Consider the following 12,780-nt stretch of genomic DNA (forward strand, 5'->3'; position numbering starts at 1 on the left):
CGACAACTGGCGCGAGGGCCCGGAGTCCCCTCTACCGCGGGGCCGTCTCGCTCTCCCCCATCGACACGACCTCCCAGAGGTGGCCGTCGGGGTCCTGGAAGCCCCAGCCGTACATGCCCCCCTCGTCCATGGGGTCGTTCGACGCCTTCCCGCCGGCCGAGAGTGCCCGGCCGACCATGTCGTCCACCTCTTCCCTGCTCCCCGCGGAGAGCGCGAGGATGGCCTCGGTCCGGGTGGTCGCGTCGCAGAGCTCCTTCTTGGTGAAGGTGCGGAAGTAGTCCTCGACGAGCAGCATCACGAAGATGTGGTCGCTGACGACCACGCAGGTGGCGTTCTCGTCGGTGAACCGGGGATCGAAGGTGAAACCGAGCGTCGTGAAGAAGTGCACGGACCTCTTGAGGTCCTTGACGGGCAGGTTCACGAAGATCTTCTTGTCTGCCATTCCGCCAAGGTAACAACGGGATGCGGCGCCGTCGGTGACGCGGACGGCGGGTACACGCGGTCTTGGGCAAGTCTTCAGGGAGGGATGACGGCGCCCAGCGGGAGCGGCGGTCGTCGGTCCGGCACTCGTCCGCCACTCCAGCCGAAGCCCTCGACCCCGTCCCGTCGCGACCACCACGCGACGGGAAGAGGACCTCGGAGCGCCGACGCCGGGATCATCCGCAGGCACCCCCGGCCCGCGCGCGGAGCACCCATCCCAATGCCGCGAACCCTCTGATCCCGGCGTATATCTGGACTACCGTGGACACGGCACTTCGAGGAGGCGCGGATGGGCGAACGACTGGTTCTGTGGGACATCGACAAGACACTGCTGGACGTGGAGGACGTGGGATGGTCGGTGTTCTCCACCGCGTTCAGCGCCTTCACCGGGCTCCGGGAGCACGTCGACACGCGCGGTCCCGGGCGCACCGAGTGGCAGTGGTTCATCGACACCCTCGAGGCCAACGGCCTGGCGGACAGGGCCGAGGAGTTCCCGCGGTTCCTGCGGCTCCAGGACGCCGAGTTCCGGCGCCGGGCCCATGAGCTGCGCACCCGCGGCCGGGTGCTGCCCGGCGCGCGCGAGGCCCTGGAGCGCTGCGCCGCCTCACCCGACGTGCTGTCCTCCCTGCTCACCGGCAACGCCATCGGCAACGCCCGACACAAGATGGGGGCGTTCGGTCTGGACGGCCTCGTCGAGATCGAACTCGGCGGCTACGGCGACGACCACCGGGCCCGCCCCGAACTCGTCGGTGTCGCGCGACGCCGCGTCCACGAGGCGACCGGGCTCGAGTTCACCCCCGACACCACGGTCCTCGTGGGCGACACCCCCAACGACGTCCGCGCCGCCCTGGAGGGCGGCGCCCGCATCGTCGCGGTCGCCACCGGTTTCTGCGACGCGGCCACCCTGCGCGCGGCCGGAGCCTCCACGGTCCTGGACGACCTGTCCGACACCGACGCGGTCATGGAGGCGCTGCTCGCCTGACCCCGGCGCCCGGCACGGAAGCGGCGCCGGGGCCTCCACGGCTCCCGGCGCCGCTCCCTGGGCGGATCTCCGGAGTCAGGCGCGCCGCACCCGCACCCGCACCTTCAGCTCGTCGGCCAGCGCCAGTTCCGCGCCCCTCTGCTCCACGGCCGCCCGGACCAGCGAGGGCAGCGCGCCGCACGGTTCCGGTCCGACCCCCACCCGCACCCGCACCCGGCGGCGGCCCAGGGCGACGCGCGCGTCGCGCACCCCCTCCACCCCGCACGCCGCCACGGCCAGCTCCCGGATCAGCACCGCTTCGGACAGGTTCCCCGCGAACACCGGGTCACCGACGCGCAGCGTCCGCCGGTACCCCCGTCCCGGCACCAGCGCCAGCGAGATCAGCACCAGTCCGATCAGCGCCAGAACCCCCGAGGCCACCCGCACGGCGGGGTCGCTCCAGCGCGCGGTGGAGGCGTGCTCGGACACGCCGTCGAAGGACAGCGGGCTGAGCGAACTCCCCGCGAGCGCGGCGATGACCTCCGCCGCCGCCACCCCCGCCACCGCCACGAGAACCGCGCCGGCACCGAGGACCCGCCAGGAGCGGCAGGGCCGGAAGGTGTGCACGGTCGCGCCGCCGGTCCGCTCGGCGGAGACCTGGTCCGGGCGGCCCAACGCCTCTTCTACCGTCGTCATGCCTGTCCCCCAATCCCGAAATCGTCGGCCACGGCCCGCCGACGCTCCCGACTCACTCCCGTCTCTCCCCCGATGGTGGGCCGGGACCCACTGCCCTACCCGAATCCGGGCCCTCCGACCACGGGACCGGAGGCGTGTTTCCCGCGCGCCCGCCAGCGGGCGCGCGCCCGTGCGGGAGCGAGCGCCGACTCGCGAAGGCCCACCTGCCGCGCCGCCGCTCGACGGTCACGCGGCGCGGGCCCGGAACGGTCCGGGGGGGGCACGCCCTAGCGGAACACCACCGTCTTTCCGCCGTTCAGCAGGACCCGGTGCTCGGCGTGCCAGTTCACCGCGCGCGCCAGCGCCACCGACTCGAGGTCCCGGCCCATCGCGGTGAGCTGCTCAGGGCTGTAGGTGTGGTCCACCCGCGCGACCTCCTGCTCGATGATCGGCCCCTCGTCCAGGTCCGCCGTCACGTAGTGCGCCGTCGCCCCGATCAGCTTCACCCCGCGCACGTGCGCCTGGTGGTAGGGGCGCGCGCCCTTGAAGCTCGGCAGGAAGGAGTGGTGGATGTTGATGATCCGCCCCGACATCTTCTGGCACAGGTCCTCGGACAGCACCTGCATGTACCGGGCCAGCACCACCAGGTCCACCCCCATGGAGTCGGTCAGCTCCAGCAGCCGGACCTCCTGCTCCGCCTTGTTCTCCGGCGTCACCGGCAGGTGGTGGAACTCCACACCGTAGGACCGGGCCAGGAACTCCAGGTCCGGGTGGTTGGACACCACTCCCACGATCTCGGCGTTCAGCAGTCCGCTGCGCTGGCGGTAGAGCAGGTCGTTCAGGCAGTGGCCGAACTTGGAGACCATCACCAGCACCCGCGGGCGCGCGTCGCGCCGCCACAGGTCCCAGTCCATCCGGAACTCCCCCGCCAGCGCCGAGAACACCCCCCTCAGCGTGTCCTCCCCGACCTCGGGATCCTCGGCCAGGAACTGCACCCGCATGAAGAACCGACTCGTGTAGTGGTCGCCGTACTGCTGACTCTCCTCGATGTTGCAGTCGTTCGCGGCCAGCAGGTTGGCCACCGCCGCGACGATTCCACGGCTGTCCGGGCACGACAGTGTCAACACGAATTCACGATCACTCATGGCACAGGGGACTTTCGTCAAGGGAACGCGGCAGGGCGTCTTCCGGCAGGAATCTCCAGGGTAACCGGGCACCCCCTGACCAGCGGGCACAAACCCGCGTTCCGTCCGCAGCGGTGTGGTCTACTCCTCCCATAACATGAATAACTTTCACGAAACTGTGGAATGCTCAGCCCATGAGCAGCGTTCGCGAACGTTACGAAGCGGCGACCTCCCACCTGCGGGCGCCCTTCGCCATCGTCGATCTGGCCGCCTTACGCGCCAACGCGGCCGACCTGGCCCGCAGAGCGGGCGGCACGCCCATCCGGATCGCCAGCAAGTCCATCCGCTGCCGCCACCTCCTGCGCGAGGCCCTCTCCCTCCCGGGCTTCGCCGGAGTCATGGCCTACACCCTCGGCGAGGCACTCTGGCTCGCCTCCGAGGACCTCACCGACGACATCCTCGTCGCCTACCCCACCGCCGACACCGACGCCGTCGCCCGGCTCGCCGCGGACCCCGACGCCGCCGCCAGGATCACCCTCATGGTCGACGACAGCGCCCACCTCGACCTCATCACCGCGGCCGCGCCCGCGCGCTCCGCCCCCGTCAAGGTGTGCATCGACATCGACACCAGCTGGCAGCCCCTCGGCCCCCGCACCCGCATCGGCGCGTACCGGTCACCGGTCCGCACCCCGCGCCAGGCGGCCGACCTCGCCCTCGCCATCACCCGCCGCCCCGGCCTCCACCTCGACGGCATCATGGCCTACGAGGCCCAGATCGCCGGGATCGGCGACGCGCCTCCCGGCCGGCCCCTCTACGGCGCCACCCTGCGCTGGGTCCAGCAGCGGTCGCGCCTCGAACTCGCCCGCCGCCGCGCCGCCGTCGTCAAGGCCGTACGCGCCGTCACCGACCTGCGCTTCGTCAACGGCGGCGGAACCGGAAGCCTGCACACCACCAGCCGCGAACGCGCCGTCACCGAGGTCGCCGCCGGGTCGGGCCTCTACCAGTCCCGGCTCTTCGACCACTACCGGTCCGTCGACCGCAGCCCCGCCGCCCTCTTCGCCCTGTCCGTCGTCCGGCGACCCGCCGCCGGCGTCGCCACCGCCCTGGGCGGCGGCTACCTCGCCTCCGGGCCCCCCGACCCCGCCCGCCTCCCCCAGCCCTACCTGCCCGCCGGACTCCGCTACAGCCCCACCGAGGGCGCGGGCGAGGTCCAGACCCCCCTGCTCGGGGCCGCCGCCGACACCCTCGACGTCGGCGACCTCGTCTGGATGCGCCACGCCAAGTCCGGGGAGCTCTGCGAACACTTCGACCAGCTCCACCTCATCGACGGGGACCGGGTCGCCGCCACCGTCCCCACCTACCGCGGCGAGGGCAGGACCTTCCTGTAGGAAACGGCGGGGCCCGGGGAGAAAACCTCCCCGGGCCCCGCCCGAAACCCGCCAACGGGTCAGCGTCGGCGGCGCCGCCGCAGGACGATCGCCACGCCCACCGCGACGGCCACACCGACACCCACCCCGATCAGCAGCGCCGGGGACGGCGGGCGGCGCAACTCGTAGTCCGCCACGACCTCGTCCTCGCCCTTGACCAGGATCGCGCCCTCGTCCGGCTCGACCAGCCGGCTGTCCCTACGCAGCACCGGGCTTCCCGTCACCAGCGCGCGCGCCTCCTCCACCAGGTTCTCACCGGTGTCCCGCAGCCTTCCCAGGCCGCGCCTGGCCACGCTCCTGGGGCTCGTCCGGTCGACCAGCTCGTCGATCGCGAACGCCAACCGCGCCTGCGCGCGTTCGATATCGGCCTGCACACTCGCCGGGTCCCGCTGCGGACCCGCGGGGTCGCGTCCCTCCATACAGCCGCTTCCTTCCGCTACCGCAGGGTCGTCTGCGATGGGTTCTCGGCCGGGGTCTGCCCACCGGCCTCTTCGTCAGGCTCGCGCGTAAGGCTCAACGCGCTCTCGATCCCGTCCACCACCCGGAAGAAGTCCAGCGTGGACAGCCACAGTTTATAGACGATCAAGATCTCGAACGCGAGAAGCAAAACGCCCGCCACCACGGTGATCCAGACGACCGCCGACAGTGAGAACACCGCAACCAGCGGCGCCAGTACGAACACCGCGATCTGGAACTCGATACCGCTCACCAGGTGGGTGCGGACGCGCCGCGCCCGCATGAACTCCCAGAACCTCTGATACCAGGGAAAACGGTCCCGAAAGCCCTGGTGCAGGTCCACCCGCGGCAACCGCACGTCGGGCTGCTTGCCCGCGGCCCGGTCGGCGCGGCTCTCCCTCTCCGCCTGCGACCGCAGGATCTGCTCGAGCACCGAGATCCCGTGCTTGAGCACCGCCTGCTCACCGGTGTCGCTCATCGGCTGGCCGGCCCGGACCGGTTCCGGCTCCAGCATCGACAGCGTCGCCCGCGCCCGCTCCAACGCCCCCGCCAGGTGCGAGCGCATCTCCCGGCGCATCTTGTACACCTGGAGCGCGTTCAGGTAGCGCAGCATGTCGCAGAACACCACCGCCAACGCCAGCCAGACGAACACGTCCCGCCCGGTCAGCACGTACTGGCCGCCCATGAGGGCGATCGCGCACACCAGCACCCGGAACCGGTCGAAAATGTAGTCCATCCACGACCCGAACAGCGACTCGCGGTCGGTCAACCGCGCGAGTTTGCCGTCCATGCAGTCCACGAGGAAGCACACGTAGTACAGCACCGCGCCCGCGACCAGGAACGGCCCCTCACCGAGCGCGAAGCACGCCGCCGCGCACAGGCCCAGCAGCAGGACCGTCACCGTCAACTGGTTCGGCGTGATCGACGTCCGGTTCGCGATCAGGCGGACCAGACGCAACGCGATCGGATCGACCGCCCACACCGTCCACCAGGAATCGCGCTCCCGGCATACACGGTTCCGGACCTCGTCCAAGGTGAAACTGGGCATCGCTGGTGAACTCCTAGAACACGAAGCTGGGAGGCTGCTTCGACCCGACCCGCCGACCACCGGCGACCGGCCCCGCGGCGCTGCGCGGCGCGCGGCCCGTCCGGCGCCCGAATCCGCGAGACGGGCTTGGTCAACCTTAAGGCGAACTTGGTCCACCATGCGCCCGTTGACCCCGAAGCGTTTCGTTAATACCGCATAATCCGGACCCGCGCCCCCGGTCCAAAGGCCCCACGGCCCGCGAGCGGCCGTCTCGCGACCTTCCCAGCCCGCCCCCCGCACGCGCAATAGGCTGGACCGGTCCGATCAGGGGACCTTCCCCTCCGACCAGTTGAGGAGCCCGCGTTGAGCGAGACCACCACCCGCCTCCAACCCGGCGACACCGCCCCCGACTTCACCCTCGACGGCGCCGACGGCAGGCCCGTCACCCTCAGCGAGGTGCTGAAGGAGCACGGCCGCGCGGTGCTGTACTTCTACCCGGCGGCCATGACCCCGGGCTGCACCACCGAGGCCTGCGACTTCCGCGACAACCTCCGCGCCTTCAACGACGCCGGGCTGACCGTGCTCGGCGTTTCACCCGACAGCACCGACAGGCTGGCGAAGTTCGCCGAGCAGGAGGGCCTGGCCTTCCCCCTCCTCGGCGACCCCGACCGCAGGGTCCTCACCGAGTACGGCGCCTACGGCGAGAAGAAGAACTACGGCAGGATCGTCCAGGGCGTCATCCGCTCCACCCTCGTCATCTCCGCCGACCGCACGGTGGAGAAGGCCTTCTACAACGTGAAGGCCACCGGCCACGTGAACCGGCTCAAACGCGAACTGGGCCTGTGACCCGGGCGGGCGGGGGCGGCGCGACTTGCGTTCCCCCCGCCCGAACTGCCACCCTCAGACGGACACCCGGAGACGGTGCGACCGTCCGAGCGGACACGGGGCCGTAGCCCAGCAGGTAGAGGCACACGACTTAGGATCGTGCCAGTGCGGGTTCGAATCCCGTCGGCCCTACGAGCGGAAGAGAAACGGGGTGCGGAGTTCCCCTCCGCACCCCGTTCGCGTGTCCTCGCGGGCTTACCGGAACACCAGCGCCCACAGGATCACCGACAGCAGCATCAGCACGAACGCCACCACCCCGATGACCACCGGGGTGTGCCTCCGGTGGTTGCGGTGCTTTCCCGAACTGGTCAGGCCCAGGGTGTCGGTTGACTCGCGGATCGAGGTCAGCAGCGCGCTCACCGACTCCGGCCGGTGCCGCTGCAGCGCGTCCGAGACGTTCACGACCTGCTCGTGCAGGTTGTTGCGCAGCGCCTCGGCGCCCGCCTTGAAGTGCTCGGCCGCAGACGGCCCGTGCTCCTCGTCGGCGGCCCGCCGCGCCGCCTCGTTCTCCGCCTCGGCCGCGGAGCGCGCCGCGGTCTCCGGGCTGGTCTCCGGCGCCCACGGGGCCAGGGACGCGATGCGCAGCATCGCGGTCGCGTTGTCCGCGGTCAGCCTGGCCTGCGGGTCGACCCTGAGCAGCCCCGCCAGCACGGGGGCCAGCGGCCCCGCGTTCGCCGCGGGGGCGGGCTCCTCCAGGTCGTCTCCGCGCAGGATCGCGATGTACCCCTTGCGGTTGTACGGCGGGCGTCCCTCGACCGCCGAGTACAGGGTCGCGCCCAGCGACCACAGGTCCGAGGACGGCCCGACCGGGCCGGCTTTGGCACGCTCGGGCGGAATGTACGACGGCGAGCCGATGATGCGGCCCGAGCTGCTCAGCGCGGACTCGCCCGTCCACGCGGCCAGCCCGAAGTCGGTCAGGACGACCCGGCCGTCCTCGCTGATCATGACGTTCTCGGGCTTGACGTCCCGGTGCACGATCCCCTCGTCGTGCGCGGCCTTGAGCGCGCTCATCAGCTGGAGGCCGATCTCGGCGACCCTGGGGTACGGCAGCGGGCCCGCGATCTCGATGATCTCGGCGAGCGTGCGCGCCACGACCAGTTCCATCACGATCCACGGCCGGCCGTCCTCGTTCACCACGTCCAGGACGGTGACCACGTTGGGGTGGGTGAGCCGGCCCGCGACCCGCGCCTCGCGGGTGGTACGGCGCAGCAGCGAGGTGCGCTCCTCCTCGGTCAGGTCGCCGGGCAGGCGCAGCTCCTTGACCGCGACCTCCCGGGTGAGGACGAGGTCGGTGGCCCGCCACACCGTGCCGACCCCGCCGCGCCCGATGGGTTCACGCAGCGTGTAGCGCCCCGCCAGGACGCGTTGCTCTTCGAAGACGTCATCGACCGCTACCGGGCGCGACGAATCGAGCGACGAGGACTCCGGTCGCTCTGCTGGGGGCTGTTCGATGGAGGACACGGCTCTAGGACATCAGGTCATGGGCCACGGTGGCCTCCTGCGGACTGTTACGACGGTCGACACGAAAAGGGGACGCTCTACTCGTTATACCAACGCCGGTGAACATCAGAGCAGGTAGTTGCCACATCACAGTCACTTAGGTTCGCTTTCGTTATCTCCCGAGGACTGCGTCACATGTCGCACATACCTCTCCCAAGGCTGATTTTGCCCCCGGAGAAATTTTGAAACCGGTCTAGGTCCAAAGCGTCTCTGGGTCACGCACGGTCACGGGCCCCACGCCGGTCTCCTCGAGCGGTCCGCGCAGCGACTCGGCGTCGCCAGCGACGATCACGACGGCCTCCTGCGGGTGCAGGTACTCGCGGGCGGAGTCGCGCAGGTCATCGGCTGTCAACCGGTCGAATCCGGCACGCAGGCGGTCCACGTGGTCCTCCGGGAGGTCGTGCACGACGGACTCGACGAGCGCGCCGGCCAGGCGGCCCGCGGTGGCGTAGCTGACGGGCATGCCCACCGTGTTGGACTCGCGCACGGCGTTGAGCTCGCTTTCGGTGACGCCCTCGTCCTGGAGCTTGCGGATCTGCTCCAGGGTCGCGGTGACCGAGTGCGCGGTGGTGGGCGCCTCGACCTGGGTGCTGATCACGAAGACCCCGCTGTCACGGCGCAGGTCGAACCGGCATCCGACACCGTAGGTGTAACCCAGGCGCTCGCGCAGCTCCATGTTGAGGCGGGAGGTGAACATGCCGCCGAGCACGTCGCTCATGCCCTCGACCTTGGGCAGGTCCACCTCGGCGCGGGCGGGTGCGCGGTGCGCCAGGACGATCGCGGACTGCACCGAGCCGGGCCGGTCGAGGACGACGACGCGTGGCAGCTCGCCGGGGGCGCCTTCGGGGGCGACGGTGCGCCGCTGCGGAGCGGGCGCGGCGTCGCCGAAGACGGTCCTGCCGATCTCCTCCAGGTCCACCCCGGTCAGGTCGCCGACGACGACGAGGGTGCCCGCGACGGAGGCGATGTTGTCCGCGTGGAAGCGGCGCACGGTCTCGGGGGTCAGCTCCTGCTGGTGCACCGGGCCTCCGCTGAGCGGGGTGGCGTAGCGGCCGGTGAAGAGCTGGCCGCCGATGGTGCGGGCGGCGAGGGTGGAGGCGACGGACGCCTCCAGCCAGAACCGCTCGACGAGCTGGTCGCGGCGGCGCACGACGTCTTCGGTGCGCAGCGCCGGGGTGCGCACCGCCGCGGCGAACAGCGACACGGCGTCCTTGATACGGTTGGCGGGAGCGTCCACCCCGGTGATGAAGCTGTCCCAGCCGATGCGGGAGACCCATTCGGCGCCGTAGCGCTCCAGTGCGGGCGCGAGCGAGCTGTTGCCGTCGAATCCGTCCTCGAGCACCTCGTTGACGAGCGTGGCGACGCCCATGTGCTCGAGGGGTTCGCCGGCGCCGCCGGCGGTCTGGACGAGGCGCACCGCCACGTACGGCTGGCCGGGGATGTCGATGGCGACGACGGTGCCGCCACCGGCCTTGACCCGCTGCGGCTTGGGAAAGGTGTAGCGGGCGGGTTCACCAAGCACGGGGCGGGGCTGCAGGTTGCTCAAGACGGCTCTTCCTCTGCTCTTCCTCTGCGTCAGGACGCGCGCGTAAGGGTGACGACGGACTCAGGCTTCGGCCGGTTCGGCGGTCTCGGCCTCGGCCTCCGCCTCGAAGCGGAGCGAGAGCCGGTTCTCCGGGGTGAGCAGCCGCTTGGCGTGTTCCACGATGTCGTCGGTGGTGATGTCGGCCCACCGTTCGGGCCAGGTGTACACGAGTTCGGGGTCGTCGAAGAGCTGGGTGCAACTGCCGAGCGCGTCGGCGAGGCCTCCGGGCGTGGAGATGGCCTGGAGGTGGTCCCGCTCGAGGACCGCACGGGCGCGCTCCAGCTCCTCCTCGGTGACACCCTCCGCGAGGGTGGCGATCTCGTCGAGCATCGCGGTCTCGAGCTCTTCCCCTCCGACGCCCTCACGGGCGATCATGCTGACGAAGAAGAGGCCCGGCGTGTACCGGAAGTTGACCAGGTCGGCGGAGGAGCCGCCGTCATCGTTGGCGAGGCCGCGCTCCACGACGAGCCTGCGGTACATGCGGCTGCCCTGCCCCTGTCCGAGGACGGCGGAGGCGAGCTGCATGATGTCGAACTCGCGGGTGCCGTAGGGGGCGACCCGGTAGATCAGGAAGACCGCGGGGGCCGGGACGTTCTCCTTGACGACCTCGCTCTTGGGGCCGCCGAGGGGGCCTTCCAGAACGGCGTCGGGCGCGACCGCGGTGACCGTGCGGGCGGGGATTCCGCCGAAGTAGCGCTGGACGCGTTCGTGCACGTCGTCGGGGTCGAGGTTGCTGACGACGGTGAGGACGAGGTTGTCGGGACCGTAGTGCGCCTCGTGGAAGGACAGCACGTACTCCAGGTCCGCGGCGTCCAGGTCCGCCATCGAGCCGATGGTGGGGTGGTGGTACGGGTGGCCCTCGGGGTAGGCGTGGGCGAGGATGCGCTCGAAGGCGGTCCCGTAGGGGACGTTGTCGTAGCGCTGGCGGCGCTCGTTCTTGACGACGTCGCGCTGGTTGTCCAGGACCTCCTGGCTCATCCCGTCACGCAGGGTGGCGAGGCGGTCGGCCTCGAGCCACAGTGCGAGGTCGAGAGCGTGGTCGGGCACGGTCTCGTAGTAGTTGGTGCGGTCGCTGGACGTGGAGGCGTTGATGTCGCCGCCGAGGCGTTCGATCGCGTCGAAGTGGTCGCCCTTGGCCGCGTTCCCGCTGCCCTGGAACATGAGGTGTTCGAAGAGGTGGGCGAAACCGGTCCGGCCGGGGACCTCGTGCCGCGAGCCGACCCCGTACCAGAGGTTGACGGCGGCCACCTGCCCGGTGGCGGCCGGGGCGACGATCAGTCGAAGTCCGTTGTCCAGCTTGTATTGAGTGATCCGCCCTGCCGCGCCGTTGGTCGTCACCAGTTCCTGCACCCCTTGCTCAACGGATACGGATTGTCGTACTGAGCCTCGAGCCTATGCCCTCGGCCGAGCGGGCGAGTACCGGTGACTCACCCGATGCCACGGTATGCGCACTCGGCGGCGCACCGGGCACGCGGCCCCTCCGCGTGCCCGGTGGACGTGCTCGGAGCGGGCTTCGTCCTGGTGGACGCGCCCCGGGATCACGACCGGTTCCACACCTCCGAGGAGGGCGGTACCGGAAAGTCGACGGTACTTCCCCAGTCGCTGAAGACGAGGTCGATGTGCCCGTGTCTCCCGTCGCCCTCCAACTCCACGACGGCCGCCAGGGGCAGGTACTCGTCGTCGACCCACACGGTGAAGTCGATGTCGCGGACGCCCTGGGCGTACAGGTCCTGCAGGACACGCCAGGCGCCGCCCTTTCCGCTCACGTTCTGCATGCCGTCGAGGACGGTGAAGGTCGCCCGGTAGCCGCGACCGCGCACCCCGTCCACGCTGCGCCCGCCGGCGGGCACCAGGTCGGTGGAGCCCGCGATCATGCTCCAATCGCGGATGCCCGAGATCGCCCTGATCGTCTCGGCGTAGAGCGCGCGAGGTTCGGGCGGGTCCTCGAAGTCCTCCCGGGAGCGGCCGATCCAGGTGGTCCCGTCGGGCATGCCCTCGGTGGTGGGCGGTTCGAGGTAGAAGCGGTCCCCGACGGCGACGGCCCGGGCCGAGTAGTCGTCCCCGTCCCTGCTGCGCATGTCCAGGTCCGCGGTGAAGTCGACGGAGTCCTCGGAGTGGAAGGCGTAGCCCCCGGTGGCCTCGGCCCTGCGGATCCCGCTGAGCGAGGCCGTCGCCGTGTACCGCGCGGTCCGGCGGGTGAGGACCGCCCTCTCGATGGCGGCGACGAGGTCCGCGGGGTCTTCGGGGGTCGCTTCGGGGGTCTGGACAGGGGTGTCCGGGTCCCCTTCGACCGGTCCCGCGGTGGGCTCGCCGTCCGGAGAGCTGGACGAGCTCTCCGCCGGCGGTCTCCCGGCGCCGTCCTCCTGGGACGGCTGCACGCAGCCGGTGACCACGCACAACGTCATGACCGCGGCGATCGCCGCTCTTCTGGAGCGCTGGTGACCCATGACGGTATATGTTCCCAGCCCGGGAACTCCCGGCACCGGAAACACACGGAAAGTTCCCCGATTCGGTTCGCCTCCGGTGACACGCCTCCCACCGGGCGCGCGAAGACCCGTGGAAAACAAAAAGGGGGAGGGGCCGCACCCGACAGGTGCGGCCCCTCCCCGAAAAAAACGTACGGCGGCGTCCTACTCTCCCACCCCAGCACGGAGGCAGTA

The 12,780-nt window shown here is 70.8% G+C and carries 12 protein-coding genes and 1 tRNA gene; 4 read left to right on the plus strand and 9 right to left on the minus strand.

Features of this window, described 5'->3' with window-relative positions:
• Window positions 1–31: 31 nt before the first annotated feature.
• Window positions 32–442 carry a VOC family protein gene (locus EV190_RS20020; protein ID WP_133743138.1) on the minus strand — a complete coding sequence of 137 codons (411 nt, stop codon included), beginning with the start codon at window positions 440–442 and terminating at the stop codon, window positions 32–34.
• Window positions 443–769: 327 nt separating this feature from the next.
• Between EV190_RS20020 and EV190_RS20025 the strand changes: the two genes are divergently transcribed.
• Window positions 770–1,462, plus strand: a complete 693-nt coding sequence (locus EV190_RS20025) for an HAD family hydrolase (RefSeq protein WP_133743139.1) — start codon at window positions 770–772, stop codon at window positions 1,460–1,462.
• A gap of 75 nt (window positions 1,463–1,537) precedes the next feature.
• Here EV190_RS20025 and EV190_RS20030 read toward each other — a convergent pair whose 3' ends face one another.
• Window positions 1,538–2,137 carry a DUF6286 domain-containing protein gene (locus tag EV190_RS20030; protein ID WP_133743140.1) on the minus strand — a complete coding sequence of 200 codons (600 nt, stop codon included), beginning with the start codon at window positions 2,135–2,137 and terminating at the stop codon, window positions 1,538–1,540.
• A 266-nt stretch (window positions 2,138–2,403) separates the two neighbouring features.
• Window positions 2,404–3,261, minus strand: a complete 858-nt coding sequence (gene purU / locus EV190_RS20035) for a formyltetrahydrofolate deformylase (protein ID WP_133743141.1) — start codon at window positions 3,259–3,261, stop codon at window positions 2,404–2,406.
• Window positions 3,262–3,434: 173 nt separating this feature from the next.
• On the opposite strand from purU, the gene EV190_RS20040 reads away from it, so the two are divergent.
• Complete coding sequence (locus EV190_RS20040) at window positions 3,435–4,628, plus strand: amino acid deaminase/aldolase (RefSeq protein ID WP_133743142.1); 1,194 nt, start codon at window positions 3,435–3,437, stop codon at window positions 4,626–4,628.
• Window positions 4,629–4,687: 59 nt separating this feature from the next.
• Here the strand turns inward: EV190_RS20040 and EV190_RS20045 are convergent, their stop codons facing one another.
• Together EV190_RS20045 and EV190_RS20050 are read right to left on the minus strand one after the other, a co-directional pair.
• The gene (locus tag EV190_RS20045; RefSeq protein WP_133743143.1) at window positions 4,688–5,086 is read right to left on the minus strand and encodes a DUF3618 domain-containing protein; all 399 of its coding nucleotides are present in this window, start codon (window positions 5,084–5,086) and stop codon (window positions 4,688–4,690) included.
• Window positions 5,087–5,103: 17 nt separating this feature from the next.
• Window positions 5,104–6,171: a CDP-alcohol phosphatidyltransferase family protein gene (locus tag EV190_RS20050; RefSeq protein ID WP_133743144.1), complete on the minus strand. Its 1,068-nt coding sequence runs from the start codon at window positions 6,169–6,171 to the stop codon at window positions 5,104–5,106.
• A 342-nt stretch (window positions 6,172–6,513) separates the two neighbouring features.
• Between EV190_RS20050 and bcp the strand changes: the two genes are divergently transcribed.
• Complete coding sequence (gene bcp, locus EV190_RS20055; protein ID WP_133743145.1) at window positions 6,514–6,996, plus strand: thioredoxin-dependent thiol peroxidase; 483 nt, start codon at window positions 6,514–6,516, stop codon at window positions 6,994–6,996.
• A 97-nt stretch (window positions 6,997–7,093) separates the two neighbouring features.
• Window positions 7,094–7,167, plus strand: a tRNA-Leu gene (locus EV190_RS20060).
• Between the two features lie 63 nt (window positions 7,168–7,230).
• On the opposite strand, the gene EV190_RS20065 is transcribed toward EV190_RS20060, so the two are convergent.
• The 4 genes from EV190_RS20065 to EV190_RS20080 form a co-directional block, all read right to left on the minus strand.
• Complete coding sequence (locus tag EV190_RS20065) at window positions 7,231–8,496, minus strand: serine/threonine-protein kinase (protein ID WP_208113254.1); 1,266 nt, start codon at window positions 8,494–8,496, stop codon at window positions 7,231–7,233.
• Between the two features lie 232 nt (window positions 8,497–8,728).
• Window positions 8,729–10,081: a M16 family metallopeptidase gene (locus EV190_RS20070; protein ID WP_133743146.1), complete on the minus strand. Its 1,353-nt coding sequence runs from the start codon at window positions 10,079–10,081 to the stop codon at window positions 8,729–8,731.
• Window positions 10,082–10,141: 60 nt separating this feature from the next.
• Window positions 10,142–11,458 carry a M16 family metallopeptidase gene (locus tag EV190_RS20075; RefSeq protein WP_133743147.1) on the minus strand — a complete coding sequence of 439 codons (1,317 nt, stop codon included), beginning with the start codon at window positions 11,456–11,458 and terminating at the stop codon, window positions 10,142–10,144.
• Window positions 11,459–11,658: 200 nt separating this feature from the next.
• Window positions 11,659–12,567 carry a hypothetical protein gene (locus tag EV190_RS20080; protein ID WP_133743148.1) on the minus strand — a complete coding sequence of 303 codons (909 nt, stop codon included), beginning with the start codon at window positions 12,565–12,567 and terminating at the stop codon, window positions 11,659–11,661.
• Window positions 12,568–12,780: the final 213 nt, after the last annotated feature.

This window comes from Actinorugispora endophytica, assembly GCF_004363075.1.
Taxonomy (GTDB): Bacteria; Actinomycetota; Actinomycetes; order Streptosporangiales; family Streptosporangiaceae; genus Actinorugispora; species Actinorugispora endophytica.

Excerpts from the sequence above, each read along its gene's own strand:
- EV190_RS20030 (WP_133743140.1), bottom strand. The coding sequence starts at position 2,137 with ATGACGACGGTAGAAGAGGCGTTGGGCCGCCCGGACCAGGTCTCCGCC.
- EV190_RS20025 (WP_133743139.1), top strand. The coding sequence starts at position 770 with ATGGGCGAACGACTGGTTCTGTGGGACATCGACAAGACACTGCTGGAC.
- EV190_RS20020 (WP_133743138.1), bottom strand. The coding sequence starts at position 442 with ATGGCAGACAAGAAGATCTTCGTGAACCTGCCCGTCAAGGACCTCAAG.
- EV190_RS20080 (WP_133743148.1), bottom strand. The coding sequence starts at position 12,567 with ATGGGTCACCAGCGCTCCAGAAGAGCGGCGATCGCCGCGGTCATGACG.
- EV190_RS20045 (WP_133743143.1), bottom strand. The coding sequence starts at position 5,086 with ATGGAGGGACGCGACCCCGCGGGTCCGCAGCGGGACCCGGCGAGTGTG.
- purU (WP_133743141.1), bottom strand. The coding sequence starts at position 3,261 with ATGAGTGATCGTGAATTCGTGTTGACACTGTCGTGCCCGGACAGCCGT.
- EV190_RS20040 (WP_133743142.1), top strand. The coding sequence starts at position 3,435 with ATGAGCAGCGTTCGCGAACGTTACGAAGCGGCGACCTCCCACCTGCGG.
- EV190_RS20050 (WP_133743144.1), bottom strand. The coding sequence starts at position 6,171 with ATGCCCAGTTTCACCTTGGACGAGGTCCGGAACCGTGTATGCCGGGAG.